16 protein-coding genes are annotated in these 18,675 nt (G+C 43.5%); 9 read left to right on the forward strand and 7 right to left on the reverse strand.

Annotated elements, in window-relative coordinates:
* Window positions 1-67: 67 nt before the first annotated feature.
* Window positions 68-598 (reverse strand): hypothetical protein, encoded by a 531-nt coding sequence (locus tag MHH25_RS09985; RefSeq protein ID WP_340019905.1) that lies wholly within the window; start codon window positions 596-598, stop codon window positions 68-70.
* Between the two features lie 208 nt (window positions 599-806).
* Between MHH25_RS09985 and MHH25_RS09990 the strand changes: the two genes are divergently transcribed.
* Entirely contained in the window at window positions 807-1,475 is a 669-nt protein-coding gene (locus MHH25_RS09990; protein ID WP_036609801.1) for a Type 1 glutamine amidotransferase-like domain-containing protein, read from the forward strand.
* 232 nt (window positions 1,476-1,707) lie between these two features.
* Here MHH25_RS09990 and MHH25_RS09995 read toward each other — a convergent pair whose 3' ends face one another.
* Together MHH25_RS09995 and MHH25_RS10000 are read right to left on the reverse strand one after the other, a co-directional pair.
* On the reverse strand, window positions 1,708-2,646 hold the full coding sequence (locus MHH25_RS09995) for an FAD:protein FMN transferase (RefSeq protein WP_340019906.1): 939 nt from the start codon (window positions 2,644-2,646) through the stop codon (window positions 1,708-1,710).
* Between the two features lie 9 nt (window positions 2,647-2,655).
* Window positions 2,656-3,585: a LysR family transcriptional regulator gene (locus MHH25_RS10000; protein ID WP_340019907.1), complete on the reverse strand. Its 930-nt coding sequence runs from the start codon at window positions 3,583-3,585 to the stop codon at window positions 2,656-2,658.
* A 181-nt stretch (window positions 3,586-3,766) separates the two neighbouring features.
* Between MHH25_RS10000 and MHH25_RS10005 the strand changes: the two genes are divergently transcribed.
* Together MHH25_RS10005 and MHH25_RS10010 are read left to right on the forward strand one after the other, a co-directional pair.
* Complete coding sequence (locus MHH25_RS10005; protein ID WP_340019908.1) at window positions 3,767-4,381, forward strand: NADPH-dependent FMN reductase; 615 nt, start codon at window positions 3,767-3,769, stop codon at window positions 4,379-4,381.
* A 13-nt stretch (window positions 4,382-4,394) separates the two neighbouring features.
* Window positions 4,395-6,821, forward strand: coding sequence for a flavocytochrome c (locus MHH25_RS10010; RefSeq protein WP_340019909.1), 2,427 nt, complete (start codon window positions 4,395-4,397; stop codon window positions 6,819-6,821).
* A 136-nt stretch (window positions 6,822-6,957) separates the two neighbouring features.
* Here the strand turns inward: MHH25_RS10010 and MHH25_RS10015 are convergent, their stop codons facing one another.
* Entirely contained in the window at window positions 6,958-8,373 is a 1,416-nt protein-coding gene (locus tag MHH25_RS10015) for a PLP-dependent aminotransferase family protein (RefSeq protein WP_340019910.1), read from the reverse strand.
* Between the two features lie 151 nt (window positions 8,374-8,524).
* Here MHH25_RS10015 and MHH25_RS10020 point away from each other — a divergent pair, with 151 nt between their 5' ends.
* From MHH25_RS10020 to MHH25_RS10035, 4 genes are all read left to right on the forward strand, one after another.
* On the forward strand, window positions 8,525-9,574 hold the full coding sequence (locus MHH25_RS10020) for an LLM class oxidoreductase (protein ID WP_340019911.1): 1,050 nt from the start codon (window positions 8,525-8,527) through the stop codon (window positions 9,572-9,574).
* Window positions 9,575-10,037: 463 nt separating this feature from the next.
* Window positions 10,038-10,847, forward strand: a complete 810-nt coding sequence (locus MHH25_RS10025; protein ID WP_340019912.1) for a lysophospholipase — start codon at window positions 10,038-10,040, stop codon at window positions 10,845-10,847.
* Window positions 10,848-10,891: 44 nt separating this feature from the next.
* The gene (locus MHH25_RS10030; protein ID WP_340019913.1) at window positions 10,892-11,413 is read left to right on the forward strand and encodes a MarR family winged helix-turn-helix transcriptional regulator; all 522 of its coding nucleotides are present in this window, start codon (window positions 10,892-10,894) and stop codon (window positions 11,411-11,413) included.
* A 112-nt stretch (window positions 11,414-11,525) separates the two neighbouring features.
* Entirely contained in the window at window positions 11,526-12,875 is a 1,350-nt protein-coding gene (locus MHH25_RS10035) for an FAD-binding oxidoreductase (RefSeq protein WP_036609785.1), read from the forward strand.
* Between the two features lie 172 nt (window positions 12,876-13,047).
* Here the strand turns inward: MHH25_RS10035 and MHH25_RS10040 are convergent, their stop codons facing one another.
* From MHH25_RS10040 to MHH25_RS10050, 3 genes are all read right to left on the reverse strand, one after another.
* Window positions 13,048-13,344, reverse strand: a complete 297-nt coding sequence (locus tag MHH25_RS10040; RefSeq protein ID WP_340019914.1) for a putative quinol monooxygenase — start codon at window positions 13,342-13,344, stop codon at window positions 13,048-13,050.
* A 96-nt stretch (window positions 13,345-13,440) separates the two neighbouring features.
* On the reverse strand, window positions 13,441-14,091 hold the full coding sequence (locus MHH25_RS10045) for a nitroreductase family protein (protein ID WP_036670026.1): 651 nt from the start codon (window positions 14,089-14,091) through the stop codon (window positions 13,441-13,443).
* Window positions 14,092-14,118: 27 nt separating this feature from the next.
* Window positions 14,119-14,538 carry a MarR family transcriptional regulator gene (locus MHH25_RS10050; RefSeq protein WP_036609779.1) on the reverse strand — a complete coding sequence of 140 codons (420 nt, stop codon included), beginning with the start codon at window positions 14,536-14,538 and terminating at the stop codon, window positions 14,119-14,121.
* 419 nt (window positions 14,539-14,957) lie between these two features.
* Between MHH25_RS10050 and MHH25_RS10055 the strand changes: the two genes are divergently transcribed.
* Entirely contained in the window at window positions 14,958-16,979 is a 2,022-nt protein-coding gene (locus MHH25_RS10055) for an AraC family transcriptional regulator (protein ID WP_340019915.1), read from the forward strand.
* Window positions 16,980-17,030: 51 nt separating this feature from the next.
* Window positions 17,031-18,632, forward strand: a complete 1,602-nt coding sequence (locus MHH25_RS10060; RefSeq protein ID WP_340019916.1) for a helix-turn-helix domain-containing protein — start codon at window positions 17,031-17,033, stop codon at window positions 18,630-18,632.
* The last annotated feature ends 43 nt before the right edge of the window (window positions 18,633-18,675 follow it).

Here is an 18,675-nt window from a genome sequence, read left to right on the forward strand (position 1 = left end):
CATTACGTGATGGCGTTTTTATTTGGAATACTGGGGAACTCAGTGTACAAGGAAGAGTTTTTGTTCTCTATTCAGAGGTACGCGCTTTATGCCTTGTCTCAATTAATTTGAATACGTCATCCACGTCGAGGGAAAACATCATGCTCTTGCTCGTTATCGGCTGGAAGTGGAATTCCAGCTTTTCTTTGCCGAATTGCTTCTCTAACTCCGTCCACTGCTCCGTTGACAATAATAGAAATGCCAACGTGTCACTGCCCAGGGATTCCATAAACCATCGAATCTGATATTGGGGAGCGATCATCTCCTCCATAGCCCGAACGGCACTGTCCCGATCAGTCCAATCATCGGCGAACGGAATCGTCAGCGTACGCTCGTCCGAACTTAACACGATATCGACGCCCCTTGGTTTGTCGATTTGGATAATTTTACACTGGATTTGGTGAGATTCCGGCAGTTGGCCGTTAAAGTAATGGATGATATCTCCCTCGTCTTCTCTCCAATCAATCCAGATTAACGACTCGTACTCGAAAAACTGTTCTATGACGTCTTCATCGGACGAATGTTTCAAGACATGGATAATCGGTTGAAGCGTACTCATTGTCATCCCATCCCTTATATAAAGTTGATATATACTCTATATTATCCTATAAGATGATCAGTTCTGAATAGGGCAACAGACATACTGCTTTTCGGAAATAGAACTACTCTCATCTTTCAATTCGATGTTATGATAATGGAGAGTTGTCTTTTAAGTTTAATTTTTAAAAATAGGAGCATGTCAATTATACATATGGAGGTAATAACGTTTGAGTACTCACTATTATTTCAGTTGGTTTAATGATTTTTTTCCAGAAAAGCTGGTCGGGCGGTTACATGAGGATATCACAGATAGAAAATCGCTTGTGATGATAAGCGCTAAGCCGTCTGATTATGAAGGAGAGCAAGTGAACTTTGAGGATATTACGGAATGGACTTGGTTAACGCAGGCTAACCTTAGTTTTGATGAATATCACTTCATTGATTATCGTATGCAGAAAGAAGAGGCTCATCAGTTGATTCGGAACGCTTCTGTCATTTTTATGTGTGGAGGATATCCTGTTCAGCAGCACGAGTTTTTGGCGGAATATGAACTATCCGATATTATTAAGAACAGTAACGCCGTTATCCTCGGTGCAAGTGCCGGTGCATTAAATATGGCTGCAAAATGGATATCTTCGGCTGATACTAATCCTAAGGATGAAACAACTACGTTTTATGAGGGTCTGAGCTTTAATCATTTTGCCTATGAATCTCATGCTAGACGCGACTACAGCACGTTTGTTAAAGGATACCTGTTTCCACTATCTGAACAGATGAATGTTTATGCGGCAGAGCAGGAGAGTGCTATTCGTGTAAAGGATGGTAAAATGGATATCTTAGGCCCTGTATATTTAATTTCTGAATCTAAAATTCAGAAATTGATGGAAACGCTCTGATATACATACGGTTTGTAAACAGCTGCAGAGAATGAGCATTTTTAGACCGCCTTCAATGGCGGTTTTTTTAGCTTTAAAGGTTTTGGATGCTCCTAGGGAATCAAAAAAATCTGGGTATAACAGCGATAGGAAAGTTATTCTGTCATCTGAGTGACCTGTGTAAAAAGGAAAAATTAGCTTGTTGCCTCTACCATCTTTTTCGGAAATGTAGCCAATCAACAATCTCATAACTTTACCCTGATATCGGATGGATTTTTCCCCTAAGATTATCGGTATAGGCCAGATTTCCATCCGTCGTGATTACGGCAGCCTCGATATCCTTCATATTATTAACTTTATGAATAATGGAGACCGCATCTAACCCAAATAATTCTGTAGTATATATATCGCAGTCGAGCGATCTATCCGCAATAATCGTTAAAGAAGCGATATTACTTTCGATTGGATAGCCTGTTCCGCTGTTAAATATATGATGGTACTGACCCCCTTTCTTCTCTAAAACTCTCTCGTATATTCCTGATGTAACGACGGATTGCTCCCGTATACTAACGAGTGCTGCTGCATTTCCTCTAGGTAAAAAGGGATTTTGGATTCCAACTTTCCAGTGATTGGACCCGGTGGGAGAATCGCCATGAACCAGAACATTGCCGCCCATATCGACCATAGCTGATGTAACTCCGTTTTTCTTGAAAAATGACATAACTTGATCGGCAAAATAACCTTTAGCAATCGCGCCAAGGTCGATTTCCATGCCTTTTTTGAATAAATGAACCGTTTGCTGCTCATCGTCAAGCTGTATATGCTCCGGATTCAAGAGTTCCAGCACTGCTTTAATCTCTGTATCCTCCGGCACATGTGCCTCGCGGAAACCAATTCTCCACAATTTGATCAAAGGCCCTATCGCAATATTTAAAAATGAATCTTTATTCAGGCTGTGTTCTTTGCCTATCTTAATAAGATCATACAGTTCCTTGTCTACTCTAAGCGGATGTGATGCGGCTTCTTTTTTTAGCATGGCAAGCTGCGATTGCTCACTGTTGGCACTAAACACTTGTTCATAATGGACAAGCATATTCACGGCTTCCTCGGCAAGCTCTTCAGCATCTGTCCCCTTGATATAGAGGGATATGTTAGTTCCCATAAGCGGTATCGTTCTCGTAAAAGGTTTCATGATAGCCTCCTATATTGCACATTGTTGTCCGTGATTGAGAAAAGTATGGATGAGGTCATGATCCACGCTATTCAGCTTTTTTGCTCCATGATGGGCTATAAAATAATCCAGACTCATCTTCTCTAGAGGGATTGGATAGATGTTATATTCCGAAGGGCACTCCTTGATATGGATGCTTTCAGGCACAAAAGTCAGACCTAAATTATGCTTTGCAAGCTTGAGTACAGTGTAGATTTCATTGCTTTCCATAACGATATTAGGCTGTACCTTATAGACACTGAGCAATTGATCAATCTGTTTTCGGATTGCCGAACCTTTGGACGTTAGAATAAGCTTTTGATTCAAAATGGTGCTGATCTCAATTGTCCCCTCCGGGATGACTGCAACATTCTCTTGATATAATTCGCAGCAACGCGGAATGATGGCCTGGTAACTGTGCCTGCCCCAGTTAAACGAGTTCAAGTTAGGGGAGATACTGCTTGAATTTTGCCCGATCCAGAAGTCCAGCTCATTATTTTGGAGACGTTTCTCATTTTTTTCAGGTAAATCCTCGACAAGATTAATTTTATAAGCAGGATGAAGCTTGAGAAAATCTGGTAAAAAAAGGGGCGTTAAATAAGAACCAAGGCTCGGAAGAATGCCGATCCGTAACACTTTGTTGTCGATCTCCGATACATATGAGATTTCCCTTATAAGCTTGGCGTAGCTATGTTCAAGTGACGTTAGGTATTGATAATATATTTTCCCCTGCTCGGTTAATCGGTACGGAAGTTTGTTGCGAGTGATTAGCTCACAGCCCAACTCAATTTCGATTTTCTTGACAACCTTTGTGAGGTAGGGCTGAGATATGTAAAGGGATTGTGCGGCCCTTCTATAGTTGCTGTATTTTAATAGGCTGTCAATGTAACACAAGATATCTTGAGATTCTAACTTAGACATGTTCCTCACCCCTTGTGAAAAAAGTAACAAACTTTGAATTTGAGGTGATTATAACAAATTAGTTATCAAACTGCAATGAATAACTATTAGATCATTTGAGCTTTGATATGTTAGAGTTAGGCCGAAAGAATCGAGCCTGACAGTAACGAACATCATCTCGAATGACAGAGAGGGGATTACGATGAACTATTTAGCTATCGTGGGCACGAATTCGGATGTGTCAACGAACCGGACGCTACTTCAATTTATGCAAAAGCATTTTGCTAGTGAAGCCCAGATTGACTTGTTTGAAATTAAGGATTTGCCTGCTTTTATTGAAAAAGATGAATTAGAGGATGCTGAAGTTGATATTCCTTTGAAGGTACAAGAGTTATTAGATCAAATCTCTAAAGCGAAAGGTGTCATTATCGCTACTCCCGAGTATGACCATGCGATCCCTGCCGTTCTGAAAAGTGCGCTGGAATGGATCAGTTACACCACTCAAACCTTGAAAGACAAGCCTGTTCTGATTGTGGGTGCTTCACATGGTGCGCTCGGTTCTTCCAGGGCACAAGCGCATCTTAGACAAATCCTGGACTCACCTGAGCTTGGTGCAAGAATGATGCCTAGTAGCGAGTTTCTTTTGGGAAAATCCCAGAGTGCATTTGATAGCAGTGGTAATCTCATTGACGCTCAAAAAGTGGCCGAGCTTGACGAAATCTTCAATGAGTTTGTTTTGTTTACGGAGATCACTACGGAACTGTTATCCAAAAGGACGTTGAAGAAAAAAACGAAAAAATTTTCCTGGCAAGAGTAGGGGGCTAATCACAATGAAAATCATAGCAATCGTTGGCACAAATGCAAAGAAATCGTATAATCGCAAGCTGCTTCAATTCATACAAAAGCATTTTGAGTCCAGAGCAGCCATTGAAATCCTCGATATTACAGATGTTCCGATGTTTAATCAGTCCGATAACCAAACAAACAGTGTAATTATACAATCGTTTAATGAAAAAATTATCGCAAGTGATGGTGTCATTATTGCGACACCAGAATATAACCATTCCATCCCTTCATCCCTTAAAAGCCTGTTGGAATGGTTGAGCTTTGAAATCCATCCGCTGGCTGGCAAACCCGTGATGATCATAGGTGCGTCACAGGGAACACAAGGTTCCTCGCGTGCACAACTGCATCTTCGTCAAATCCTGGATGCACCAGGTGTCGAAGCTAACGTGATGCCAGGGTATGAATTTTTGCTTGGTAGCGCACATAAAGCATTTGACGAATCAGGCAACCTGAACAATGAAGGAACGATCGATTTCCTGGAAACATGTTTCCTGCGGTTCCTTCGGTTTGCCAAAATTTCAAATCAGCTGAACGAAGAAGAAGAATTCACTTATAATCCCGGTGTGTATGAGATCAATGCTATAGGTCACAGTGGCAATCTTCCGATGAAGGTATCCTTTAGTGAAAATAGAATTGAAAGCATCGATATCGATTCGAAGGGTGAAACCGAAGGCATCGCGGATGTTGTTTTTGTAAGAATTCCGAATAAAATCATTGAGGGACAGACGCTGAATGTAGATGCTCTCTCAGGTGCTTCTGAAACCAGTAATGCTGTCATCAATGGTGTAGCCAAAGCGGTTAAACTTGCCGGAGTGAATCCTGACATTCTGAAAAGACGTCCAAAACCTGCAAGCAGCCAGATGAAAGAGGACGAAGAATATATTTGTGATGTGGTCGTAGTAGGTGGAGGTGGCGCAGGACTCAGTGCTGCTGCTACAGCTTTACAACAAGGAGCAAGTGCGATTGTGCTTGAGAAATATCCTGCTGTTGGGGGAAATACGATCCGCTCAGGTGGTCCTGTCAATGCTGCAGATCCTGTATGGCAACAACAGTTCACTGAGAATCCAGGGGAAAGACAGACGATTGAGAATTTGTTAAGTACCGATGAGAGCTTGATCCATCCAGAATATGTAGATGATTTCCATGCACTCAAAGAAGAGTTTACTGCGTATCAGGATAAGTTCGGCACAGAAAAGGCTTATTTATTCGACTCCCCACTTCTTCACAGAATGCAAACGTATTTTGGGGGCAAACGTACAGACCTGAATGGGAGCATGATCTATGGACAATACGATCTGGTTAAAGTACTTACAGACCGTGCCTTGGAAAGTGTAACGTGGCTTGAGGATATCGGGGTTGAGTATGATAAGAGTATCGTATTTGCTCCAGTGGGTGCCCTTTGGCGTCGTGGCCATAAACCTGTCAAAAGTTATGGCTCTGCCTTTATCATTGCACTTAGCAAATATGTAGAAGAGCATTCAGGAAAAATTATTACAGATAGCCCGGTCAAACAATTGATCATCGAAGATGGAAAAATAACAGGTGTTATCGCAACAGGTGTCAATGGTCAGAACATAACCATTCATGCCAAAGCCGTTGTGCTTGCCAGCGGCGGTTTTGGTGCAAATACACAGATGCTCAAGGAATATAACACATACTGGAGCCATATTGACGATGATATCAAAACAACAAATTCCTATGCGATGACTGGTGATGGAATATCGCTTGGTAAGAGTGCAGGAGCAGCGCTGACAGGCATGGGCTTCACTCAAATGATGCCGGTAGCCGATCCGGATACGGGCGAGCTGTTCAGTGGATTGCAAGTACCTCCTGAAAACTTTGTCATTGTTAATAAAAAGGGAGAACGATTTGTTAATGAATTCTCTGGACGAGATGTCTTAACCAAAGCTGCTATCGAGCAGGGAAGTTTATTTTACCTGATTGCGGATGACGAGATCAAGAAAACGGCAGCGAACACAAGCCAGGAAAAGATAGACCGTCAAGTCGAAGAAGGTACCTTGTTCAGAGCCGATACCATAGAAGAACTGGCAGTGAAAATCAAAATGGAACCTGAAGTTCTTAGAAATACGATTGATAAGTATAACTCATATGTGGATGCGGGCTTTGATCCGGAGTTCCATAAGGATACGTTTAGCTTAAAAGTCGAGAAGTCTCCATTCTATGCCACACCTAGAAAACCGGCAGTTCACCATACCATGGGCGGAATTAAGATCGACACCCAAACCCGCGTATTGGATGAAAACGGTCAGCCGATTGCACATCTGTATGCCGCTGGAGAAGTTGCAGGAGGTATACATGCAGGCAACCGTTTAGGCGGTAATGCCTTGACGGATATCTTTACTTTTGGGCGAATCGCTGGTAAGACTGCTGTTGATGAGATGAATGATTAGAATGTAAAATAAGAAATATAGATCACTCTAGATTCCATATGTAAAAACCCGCTTAACACAAGGATTTTCGAGTGTTAAGCGGGTTTTTTCGATGTGGAAATGGTTTGGTTTTGTGGTGGTGGCCACACGAATGTTCTCAGACCCCAAACCAAGCCCGGTGAAGGGCATATACACCTTCTGTAATATCCTCAATACTCAATCCACCAAAACCAATCTGAACCATGGATTGCTCCGCTTGAGCTGGTTGCGCCCAAAAGGGGGATACCGGGTAGACCTGAACACCTTCCTTCTCAGCAGTAGCAATCAGCTTGTGTTCATCCATTCCGTTATGTACACGCATCAAAATATGAAGTCCTGCATCCTCACCAACGATGGTAACTTGAGCACCCATCATCTTCTGAATCATTGAAATAAGTGTGAATTGCTTCTGTCGATATACCTTCCTCATCTTGCGAATGTGGGCTTCCCAATGTCCATTACTCATAAACAGCTCTAGGGTGTTCTGCTGAAAAGGAGAGACTGTTTGATCATATAATCGGTAGTCTTGTTTACGGTGTAGCTCTACCAGGGCATGTGGTAGAACCATATACGCAATACGTAATGAAGGAAGAAGGCACTTTGAAAATGTCCCCAGGTAAACGGTTCGCTGTTGAGTATCCAGGCTTTGCAGGGAAGGTATCGGTTTGCCGACATATCTGAACTCACTATCATAATCGTCCTCAATAATGATCCCATTCTGATCTATTGCCCATTTCAGTAATTGCATTCTCTTGGCCAGCGGCATGACCATTCCATAGGGGAACTGATGTGACGGTGTAATGTAGACGATGCGGGAATTGCTTTTGTATAACTTATGGATATGAAGTCCATCTGCTTCCAGCGGAATCGGGTGAATGTCCAAACCTTTATGTTGAAAAACCGTCCGAACACCGTCATATCCCGGGTCTTCCATCGCGATACCATGACTAACGTTACCTATTAATCCAGATAACACACCGAGCAGGTATTGAACACCAGCTCCAATTATAATTTGATCAGGTGAACAATTTACTCCCCTAGAGCTGTGCAGGTAATTTGCAATTTCAGATCGAAGTCCCGGTTCTCCAAGAGGATCCCCATAAGAGAACAACTTCATTTGGTTCTGGAGCAAGCTCTGATTGGATAACTTGCGCCAAGTAGCAAATGGAAAATGCTCAGCATCTACGTCACCATAACGAAAATTGTATCGAATCTCTGGGCTATCCTGAATACTGTTTTCCAACCAATCCTTACTCACTACATGGGACAAGGGCAATGCTTCCAGCTTCAAATCCATTATGTATAAGCCACTTCTAGGTCTGCTCTGGACATAACCTTCGGCTAATAACTGTTGATACGCCATATCCACTGTATTACGGCTAATGTGGAGGTGGCTGGATAGTGAGCGAATAGAGGGAAGTCGAGTATCGGCTGATAACTTTCCGTTCAAAATATCTTTCTTAATATAGTGATAAAGCTGAGAGTATAACGGGTCTCCAGACTCTCTGTTCAACAATAATGTCAACTCAATCATGCTAATCCTCCTCGTTGCCAGAACTGACCCTATGATTTTGTTGAGAGTTGTCACTACTTATGGGGTCAATCGATGGTTACAATTATATCAGTTCCGGTCGAATTGAAAAGATATCAGTGCACTGGATTACTTTGTTGTAGGAGGAGAAGGAATGAACAAACCTATAGATGTTATGGAACGAATAGAAAATCCGTCAACACAAGCGGTGGAAAACTTCAATCAACACCCTGGTTTCCGCCGTATGTTTGCCCCAGACCAATTAACAATAGGGCTGTTCTTACCACTTAAATTTTATAAAGGACACATGGATGTTCTAAAAGGTCAAGCTGACCTCGTGGAAAGCATTGATCAACGAAACTTTGCAGCCGTATGGGTGCGAGATGTTCCTCTATATGATCCTGGCTTTGGAGATGCTGGACAAGTATTTGATCCATTTGTCTATCTAGCCTATCTTGTTGCAAGAACCCAAAACGTCTCCCTAGTAACAGGAAGCGCGATCTTCACGCTTCGCCATCCGATTGATTTAGCCAAGGCAGCTGCATCCATTGATGTACTCTCGGGCGGACGACTTGTGTTAGGGATTGCTTCTGGCGACCGACCTGCTGAGTTTCCGGCATATGGGATAGATGGGGAGCATCGTGATGTGCGATTCCGGGAGACGGTGGAGTTTTTCCGTGAGCTTATACAGGATAGAACTGGCGCAATTCAATCTTCTCTTGGTCAATTGAAAGGGCTTGAATTACTCCCGAAACCAGCAGCTGGTGGTATTCCGCTCGTTGTGACAGGCTCAAGCAGGCAGTCTTTAGATTGGATTGCGAAGAACAGTGACGGCTGGCTTACGTATCCCGAAGCAACGGCAAACGAATCCGGTCCTCAGATGCTTGGCCATAAGATTAGTGCTTGGCGTGAAAAAATACCTAATGGCATGTTCAAGCCGCATATGACCAACGAATGGATTGATCTTGTGGAAGATGCCAATTATCCGCGAACACCGCTTCGTGGCGGATACATATTACGTACAGGTCGGGCAGGTTTGATTCAGCTTTTGGAGGAATGGCGAGCGGTGGGAGTTAATCATGCTGCACTAGGCATTCATTTTTCGAGTCGGCCTCCTGCTGAGGTGATTCAGGAGTTGGCAGAGGAAGTATTGCCGCTCTTTCCTACGCATGTGAGTCCGAAGCCGTTGTTTACAGGGTGGTAGAGCATAAAATTATTGCCTGATGACACAGATGGCTTTTCTCCGCATTTCTGTTAACGATCAGAAGAGGATCGATCCGCTGACAGCGATAAGGTCAGGGGTTTGATCCCCTAGGTACCATAACGAAAAAGACGTCATTACGAAATATATTATGGCGTTTTTTTCGTTATGGATTGTTCAGGTAGCGAATGCGTAGCTTAGTCCGCGTGCGTGCATGAAGCTGTAAATCGACTCGATACAGCAGATCAGGAATGATGCCAAAGGTATGACATAGTCTTTGTGTAAGCGTTTTAATTTAATATAGACAAGGGATGCCGACGGTGATAATATTATTTCTATAAGAAACAATATTGTTCTTATCAAATATAATTATAAGGACTTCATTCTTAAGTACACGAATAACGCCCTGTGCTAAAGAATTTTAATTGTTTGGTGCTTGAGCGTAACGAGAGGGATGGGAAATATTATGAGTATAATTGAAACAACAATCGAATCTTTTGACGGTACTCGGCTATATTCTAGTAAAAATTTAGTTAGTGATGCAAAAGCCGCTGTCGTTATTGTTCACGGACTAGCTGAACATGCAGGGCGCTACGATTATTTGACAGAGAAGCTGAATCAGCGTGGGTTTAGCGTGTATCGCTTCGACCATCGGGGTCATGCCAGATCCGAGGGACAGCGTACGTTCTATAAAAAGTTTGATCATCTTATTGAAGATGTCCATGTCATTGTCGAGGCGGCATTGCAAGAGAGCGGCGATCTTCCGCTGTTTGTCATCGGACATAGTATGGGCGGTTTTGCAACCTCGTCCTTTGGAACGAAATATCCAGGCAAGGTCAAAGGCATCGTACTATCCGGAGCGCTCACTCGTTACAATACAAAAGTTGCCGGAGAACTGCCGATGGATCTTCCTACAGGCACGTATTTCCCTAATGAGCTGGGCAGTGGCGTATGTAGTGATCCCGCAGTTGTATCCGCTTACGCGAATGACCCACTGGTTGAAAAACAGATTTCTGTAGATTTATTTAACAGTCTGGGAAATGGAATAACATGGCTCAAGGAGAACGCCAAGCAGTTTACAGATCCCGTGCTTGTACTGCATGGGGCCAATGATGGACTGGTCAGCGAAAAGGATTCCCGTGACTTTTACGGCGATATCGCTTCAACAGATAAAACACTCAGAATTTATGCTCATCTGATGCATGAGATCTTTAATGAACCGACTCGTGATGATGTGATTGAAGAAGCAATTACATGGATTGAAAAACGAATCTGATTTCAGTAGAGTAAGAGAGAATCTGAATATGAAAGGGATTACGCATGAAATTAGATTGGATGGGCGACCATCGGGAACTGATTGAGAAAATTATCAAATACGGTAATGCGTACTCAAACACGTATAAGCTGCAGCGAAGTTATGGTACAGACATGATGTTCTCGGCTTCACAGATTCAGACGCTGGAATACATTCTGGAAGCCGAGGACAAGGAAGAGAAGATGTCGGAAATGGCAGCACGCCTGGGCGTAAGCCGCAGTACATTTTCCAAGAACGTGAAGAATCTGACGGAAAAAGGGCTGCTCGAAAAATTTCATTTAAGCGGCAACCGCAAAGACATATACGTCAAACCTTCGGAGAAAGGTCGCGAGGTATATGCGAAGTATACCGAATTTGTAAGGGAGCTTTGTTTTGATGAGATTTTCAAGTATGCAGATCAGATTTCAGAAGTGGATAAGCAGAACTTTGTTCGCATCATGGATCTGTTTGCCGATGTGCTCGTCTGGTATGGTGAAAAAGAACAGGAAGCGCGTAAGTTAATCAGAATTGATTCCTCTGAAACATGAACCTTGAAATTAAGGGCAACAGCCCATTCCCTCCGCGAATGTCCGTCATACAGTATAAAGTGCTTGATGCAGCAGAGGCTGTAGGACAATTATTCAGCAGGGAGTGGGACGTGTGAAATCATCAACAAAGCTTACCGGACGGGTTATTTATAAAGGAGATCCGGGATATGAAGCGGCGCGCAAGAACTGGGACCCGCATACGGACAAATTTCCCAAAGTGTTTGTATTTGCCCAACGGACGAAGGATGTATCCAATGCTATCCGATGGGCTCGTGAAAACAATGTACCGATCAGGCCGCGGAGCGGCAGACATGCGCTTGAAGTGAATCTTTCACAGGTGAATGGCGGTATCGTGATTGATGTGAGTGATCTGAATTCCATCAAGCTTGATAAAAAAAATGGAACGGTTGTTGTTGGAACAGGAAACCGAGTGGGAAGAATTGCAAATACCCTTGCCAAGCAAGGTTTCATAGCTCCTTTTGGTGACAGCCCTACTGTAGGAATCGGTGGAATTACATTAGGTGGGGGAATTGGGCCTCTCCAGCGTACCATCGGTCTTATCAGTGATAACCTGCTTGAGGTGGAGATGGTGGACGCCAAAGGAAAAGTGATTCGGGCCAATAAAAATCGTAATTCGGATCTCTTTTGGGCCTCGCGTGGAGGAGGCGGTGGTAACTTCGGAGTATACACCCGCTACAAATTCAAAGTGCGCCGTGCTCCAGCGAAAGCAACTGTATTTAAAATCACCTGGCCATGGGCTCAATTCGAAAAGGTACTCAAAGTATGGCAGAGGTGGGCTCCCTCTGTGGATACAAGACTGGGCAGCGAGTTGTCCATCGGACCGAAAAAGGGTGGCAATGTCGTCATGGAGGGGCTTTTCCTAGGGTCAAAAACAGAGGCTCTCCGTCTATTGCAGCCGATTACGAGTGTTGGCACACCGACAAGTTCCATTGTTCGTTTGTTACCTTACACGGAAGTTGTGAAGTTTTTATTACAACCTGATCCAACCGAGACTCAACGGTATAGCAACCAGTTCTCGTCCGGTTTTGGACGAAAACCATTCCCCGACAAAGCCATCAAATCGATGCGCGCATTCTTGGAGAACCTGGAAGAGGGGCCAGGCGGATTCTATTTCCTCAACTGGGGCGGAGCAGTAAGTCGTAAATCACCTAGATCAACCGCCTTCTTCTGGCGTAAAGAGAAGTTCTATGTGGAATGGACCAGTACGTGGCTCAAACCATCCCATGCCGCCAAAAATATCGCACTCGCTCGTAATACTCGCAAGAAATTGCAACCATACATTGTGGGTTCCTATATCAACGTTCCAGACCAAGGGATCAAGAATTCCGGTCCAGTGTACTATGGAGCCAACTATGCCAGACTGCGGAGAGTCAAAGCCAAGTATGACCCGAAAAATGTGTTTAACAATCCGCAAAGCATTACTCCTGCTCGGATAGTGTAGTCCATGTTCAATTGTTCAATGCCTCTTCAATGAGTGAAGAAAACACGCCTTAATTGGCGTGTTTTTTTGTTGAAGTGACTTATTTTCAAAAGGAAACTAAAAAGTCGCCCTCGGTCATATGACCAAGAGCGGCTTCTTCACATGTTAAATACGCACGGCAGTTAAAGCGCTATTAAGCTTTAACTTGTTCTCCAGCAAATACTTCAACGTTCATTGGAGCGGCCATGAATGCTGCTGCTTGTTGAACAAAAGCTTGGAAATGCGTGCTTGTGTTATGGGAAGCTGTAGCAGCTTCATCTTTCCACAGCTCGATCATCGTGTATTGTTGTTCGCGTTCTGTGCTTTTTGCCAAATCGTAGCTGATGTTACCTTCTTCTTGACGTGTTGCAGCAATCAGTTCTTTCGCAGCTGCGAGGAATGTTTGCTCTTGGTCCGGTTTAACTTGCAGATGAGCGTGAATGATAATCATAATGTAAAACCTCCATATTGTGTTTGTTTGGAATGTGTTAAGAATGTATGCTTATTGATCATATAATCGTGACTTACAGGGAAACCGTCCCTGATATTATGCCCAAGTTGTGATTGTTTCTACAGGCAGGCGGTAGGATGGGTGACCTTCTTTGGCCGATTTACCGATCGAGATCAACATAACCGCTTGATAACGCTCTTTGTCCATGCCAAATGCTTCTGCAATTTGATCTTTTTCGTAACCACCGATTGGGTTAGTATCATAACCGTGAGCACGTGCTACAAGCATTAATTGCATGGAAGCAAGTCCAGCGTCGATCATATTAACTTCGCGAATAGCGGAAGCAGGCATATTTTCATAATAAGGCAATACTTTTGATAGTTGCATATCTTTAACTTCTTGTGGCATATAACCGAGTTCTACGGCTTTGCCAAAAATTTCTTCCATATGTTCCGCGTTTTTCATGTCAATGAATACGCCAATGACTGCGGAGGAAGTCAACACTTGATTTTGATTAAATCTCGCAAGTGGAGCAAGCTTTTCTTTACCTTCAGTTGTATCTACAACCAGAAAACGCCAAGGCTGCAAATTGATCGAAGATGGTGCACGGGAAGCTTCTGACAGAATTTCAGTCATTTCTTCACGGCTAATTTTCACTTCAGGATCGTAAAGTTTAACAGAACGACGACCGTAGGTGATTTCGTTAAAATCATTGGTTTTTTGGAATTTGCTTTGAATTGTACTCATGCATGGATCTCTCCTCTATATATGGGTTTAGAAATTGTTCTGCATACGTTCCAGGAAATCGGCGAGTGATTGAACTTCGTCTTCACTGAAATCCTGTAAAATCTGGTTGATAAAATTGGTCTTCTCAGCTTTGTAGCCTTCAATCTGCTTCCGACCGTGGTCCGTCAAACGAACAAAAGTGACCCGATTATCATCGGGATTCTTACGTCTTGTAACCATCAGGTCCGCCTCAAGCTGTTTCAAGTGGCGTGTAATCGCAGCACTATCAATGTTAATGATTTTCTGCAACATGGATTGGTTAATCTCATCGACCTGATCCAGCTCATGCAGAATTTCAAAGCGAGAGGAACTGATACCTGTACAGCGTTCGAACTTGGGACTGAGTTTGTTACCCAACACGTTCAACAGATTGATGATTTGTTCTTCTTTGGAAACAATACGTGTCATGACTAGACCTCCCGGGTGAATCTGAATCATGAACAACGGCGTATGTTAACCAATGATTAATGTTGCAGTATACAATGCCATTGCCTAATGATTATTTGGATGCTCTCGAATCATTGATGTATCAATATTTGATGCGTCAATCATTGATGGCTCAATTAATATATCATGCCTTTTATGATTTTGCAACAGGTTAGAAAATGTTGCTGATTCTAGCGTTATTATCCCGCTACGTATACATTGCAGTCCAAATATGTTGTCCAAATGGATAAGTTAATATTGATTGTGCATGTTATTGAGAATTGTTATCAATTGATTTATAATGAAATGAAATATACATAATGAGCGAAAATTACAGGCAGTCATAAGAGCAGCAAGAAGGTATGTCGATGTAATATGGCGGGAGGGAAAGTACAGCGGATATGAATTTGAATGATCACATCAGGTTGTGGAATCATGTTTTTGTCAAAATACTGGATGTACGCCAAAACGCTTTGCATCCTGGGGAGAAGTTGAAGAATTATCAACTACCAGCAAGTACCTATTTATATATCACCGACGGAAGTGCACGGATACGAATGGATCAACACAGATACATCGTGGAGGGATTCCACATCATTCATGGAGGCAAGCAGGCGTATTTAAACATGGAGACGGATTCGGGCGTGGCGTATTATATGATTTTGTACAAAGCCATCCTAGCCTTGCCCTGTGGGATGGAAATTCAGTATCTGATGGACCATGAACGTCCGTTTCAGGACCAATATGCACTTGTACCAACCCGTCCGCTACACATGTATCAGTGTATGGAGGAATTGAAACAGGAGTGGGAGCAGTCTACTAAGCTTGCAAAGTTACATGCCAAAACCTTATTTCATCAATGGGTATATCTTTTATTGACAGACTTACACGAACAATCCATTCAGCCACATAAACCGGATACGGTCACACAGGCTATTGAATATATGAATGCTCATCTCCATGAGCCCATAGCTCTTGACGTAATGGCAGAAGCAATGGAATGCAGTGTGGGGCACTTGTCGAGGCTGTTCAAACAAAAGTTAAACATCAGTCCCATCCAGTATCTTGGACAGATTCGAATGGAGAGGGCCGCACATCTTCTGGTGCATACCAGTGCAACGCTGCAACAGATTGCAGAACAGATCGGCTATCCGGATGCACATTCACTGAGCCGTAGCTTCAAAAAAATAAAAGGGCTTTCTCCAATTCGCTACAAAAAAGGAGTAAGCCAACGGTTAAACAAGTCGAAACACCCATTGGTATTGAACAACAAGCAAGATTTGCCCAGTGTAATGCAAGAAAATGCCCTTCATTCGTTACATTCCCATCTATATAATGATATTGATTATCAATATCAAAAGAGTGTTGGAGGGGAATTAATAATGCAAGGAAAATTCAAAATGACAGCACTAAGCATGATGTTGTGTCTCACGCTATTGCTCACGGCCTGTTCCAGTCCAGCGCCGTCTGCAAGTGGTACGCAAACAGAGACCAATGCGACTACTACACAATCGGGTAACCAGGCAACGGAGGCAGGGAAATCGACTGCACAGCCGGAGACGCGGACCGTCTCTACAATGAGGGGAGATGTGGTAATCCCGGCCAATCCGCAGCGTGTTGCTTCAGATCAATATATGGGCTACCTGCTGAAACTGGGCATAGTACCGGTTGGTGTAAGAACATTTATGCTGAACGAAGGATGGATTGAAAAGTCTGGCATTGCTGCTGATGTTATAGCGGGTATTGAGGATTTGGGAGGAGAGTTCCCAATGAATCTGGAGAAGTTAGTGTCACTTGAGCCGGATCTCATCATCGGTTCCATTGATAAAAATATTGAGGATTACGAAAAAATTGCAACGACCGTCTTTTTACCTTATTGGGAAGGCGATAAAACTTCTGGTCCACTGGAAAAGCTGCGCCGGATTGCTGGTGTTTTTGGAAAAGAGAAGGAAGCAGAGCAATGGATCACGACATATGAAGAGAATATCGAAGAGACTAAGAAGCAGATTGATGGTGTAATTAAAGAAGGCGAGACTGTATCCATCATACAAATAGGGTACAAAGCGTTGTATGTACTTGGTGCAGAAGGCGGGAACTATGGTAGTTCCACGATCTATGAGATGCTGAAACTGCCTCCAACTCAGCAAGCACTCGAAATGAAGGATGGATTCGAGACGATCTCCCTTGAAGTACTGCCTGAGTATATGGGAGATCATATCTTCTTATATGGTTCGGGTAGTGAGGACGCCAAAGAGATCCTGAACAGCGAGGTTTGGAAACGTCTGCCTGCTGTGCAGAAAGGACAAGTCTACGCCTATGGTTCCTTGGATGGTACAGAGGATGAGTTCGTCATGGAAGATCCCTATTCACTGGAGTTGCAGTTGGATAGTATAAAGAATTTACTATTGGGAGCTGAAAAATAGAGTGTAATCAGTTCACATAGAATCAGATCCAAACGGGGAGGTGACGTCATCATGGAGGAAAATGATTGGATCAAACAACTGGAGCGACTACATTTTTCTGCTGTTCACGTCTGCCATTACTCTAGCAATCCGGGGGCTGTTCAGCGTCGGATCTGGAAAAGGTTCGCCATTTGCAGGGTCATCGCGGGCAAGGGATCTTTGTCTATGGATAACATTGTACATACGGTATCTCAAGACGAGTGGTTTTTGTTGAAGCCAGGAATGCATGTGGAGTTTCAGACGGATATGGAAGCACCTGTCCGATATCAGATCATTTTATTTTCCTGTGTTACACTTACCCGGCGTCGGAATGCTTGGCATACCGAGGCATTTGATCTCCCTGTGACGGGCAAGCTTAATGTTCCTTCCATTACACGTGATATTCAGGAGATGATGGATACCCTGGTGAGTGGAAAACACTCGTTTACGAGTCTGGAAAAGACGCGCAGGAAACATCTTTTGCATCAGTTGTTGATTCAGTTAATGATGCACGTGAATGAAGCAACACCCCCTGTGGCGGGGATGGATTTGGCACTTGATTATATGACGCATCAGTATAGGGAAGACATTCGAATTGATCAGATGGCCCGCATGGCAGGGCTCAGTGTGAATCATTTTATAAGAACATTCAAACGACAATTAAATATGACCCCGATTGAATATATCCTGAAACTACGTATGGCAAAGGCCAAGCAGCTGTTATTTTCTTCAGATAAAATTAAGGAAATTGCGGAGCAAGTGGGTTATAAGGACGAGCACTATTTCAGCAGAGTTTTCAAGAAAAACGAAGGAATCGCCCCAACGTTGTATATGAAAAATAAAGTGAATCGCATTGCCACCTTGTATTACGGGTTGGACGATTATGTGATAACGCTCGGTTTGAGGCCAGTATCCGCTTTATCCTATGGTCAGAGGGTGGCTCGTCATGTTGCCATACCTGCGCTTCAAGCACACAGTCATCAGGGACTTATTCTGGATAGCTTCAATCAGAACTATGATGATTTGAGGCGAGTCCAACCGGACCTGATCATTACAAGTGATCGTTTGGAGCCAAATGACTCCCTGAATCGTATCGCGCCTACCACCATGCTGGAGCATACCAACCATTTTGGCGAGAGGCTTCTGTATATGGCGGACATTATGGGTCGCACCGAACAGGCCGTACAGTGGATAGAACAACATGCTGAACTGAGCCGGGTTCTTCGAGGACGCATTCAATCGAGGTGGGGGAAACAGAGTGCCATGTTCATCCGGGTGACTTCTCATTTCTACCGAATGTATGGATTGAACAACCAGACAGGGGCGCTATTGTATGATGATCTGGGATTTTATTTGCCTCGTGATTTTCCGGAACAACAGTGGGCTGTAGAGAGCAAAGTTTGCGATTTGCAGTTATACGACGCGGATCATGTGTTTGTAATGGTCGATCCCACAGAAGACGCACGTGCTCAACTGAGGCAATTACAGCAATCCAGTGCATGGTTGGCATTAAAGGCTGTTCAAGAAGGCCATGTATATAATGCAGGAGATATTTTTTTCAAAACGCTGGGTCCCACCGGACGCATGTGGGCCATGCGATATGTGGCAGAGCAACTTGGGGTTACCTTACGGTGATATTGTGCAAGAGAAGAGAGTGGAATAATCCATGGTAAGCCTG

The organism is Paenibacillus sp. FSL H3-0457, assembly GCF_037981725.1.
Lineage (GTDB): Bacteria > Bacillota > Bacilli > Paenibacillales > Paenibacillaceae > Paenibacillus > Paenibacillus amylolyticus.

Excerpts from the sequence above, each read along its gene's own strand:
- MHH25_RS10015 (WP_340019910.1), bottom strand. The coding sequence starts at position 8,373 with ATGATTGAGTTGACATTATTGTTGAACAGAGAGTCTGGAGACCCGTTA.
- MHH25_RS10040 (WP_340019914.1), bottom strand. The coding sequence starts at position 13,344 with ATGATTATCATTCACGCTCATCTGCAAGTTAAACCGGACCAAGAGCAA.
- MHH25_RS10020 (WP_340019911.1), top strand. The coding sequence starts at position 8,525 with ATGAACAAACCTATAGATGTTATGGAACGAATAGAAAATCCGTCAACA.
- MHH25_RS10030 (WP_340019913.1), top strand. The coding sequence starts at position 10,892 with ATGAAATTAGATTGGATGGGCGACCATCGGGAACTGATTGAGAAAATT.
- MHH25_RS10060 (WP_340019916.1), top strand. The coding sequence starts at position 17,031 with ATGGAGGAAAATGATTGGATCAAACAACTGGAGCGACTACATTTTTCT.
- MHH25_RS10045 (WP_036670026.1), bottom strand. The coding sequence starts at position 14,091 with ATGAGTACAATTCAAAGCAAATTCCAAAAAACCAATGATTTTAACGAA.
- MHH25_RS10055 (WP_340019915.1), top strand. The coding sequence starts at position 14,958 with ATGAATTTGAATGATCACATCAGGTTGTGGAATCATGTTTTTGTCAAA.
- MHH25_RS09985 (WP_340019905.1), bottom strand. The coding sequence starts at position 598 with ATGAGTACGCTTCAACCGATTATCCATGTCTTGAAACATTCGTCCGAT.
- MHH25_RS10010 (WP_340019909.1), top strand. The coding sequence starts at position 4,395 with ATGAAAATCATAGCAATCGTTGGCACAAATGCAAAGAAATCGTATAAT.
- MHH25_RS10005 (WP_340019908.1), top strand. The coding sequence starts at position 3,767 with ATGAACTATTTAGCTATCGTGGGCACGAATTCGGATGTGTCAACGAAC.
- MHH25_RS09995 (WP_340019906.1), bottom strand. The coding sequence starts at position 2,646 with ATGAAACCTTTTACGAGAACGATACCGCTTATGGGAACTAACATATCC.
- MHH25_RS10000 (WP_340019907.1), bottom strand. The coding sequence starts at position 3,585 with ATGTCTAAGTTAGAATCTCAAGATATCTTGTGTTACATTGACAGCCTA.
- MHH25_RS10050 (WP_036609779.1), bottom strand. The coding sequence starts at position 14,538 with ATGACACGTATTGTTTCCAAAGAAGAACAAATCATCAATCTGTTGAAC.
- MHH25_RS10025 (WP_340019912.1), top strand. The coding sequence starts at position 10,038 with ATGAGTATAATTGAAACAACAATCGAATCTTTTGACGGTACTCGGCTA.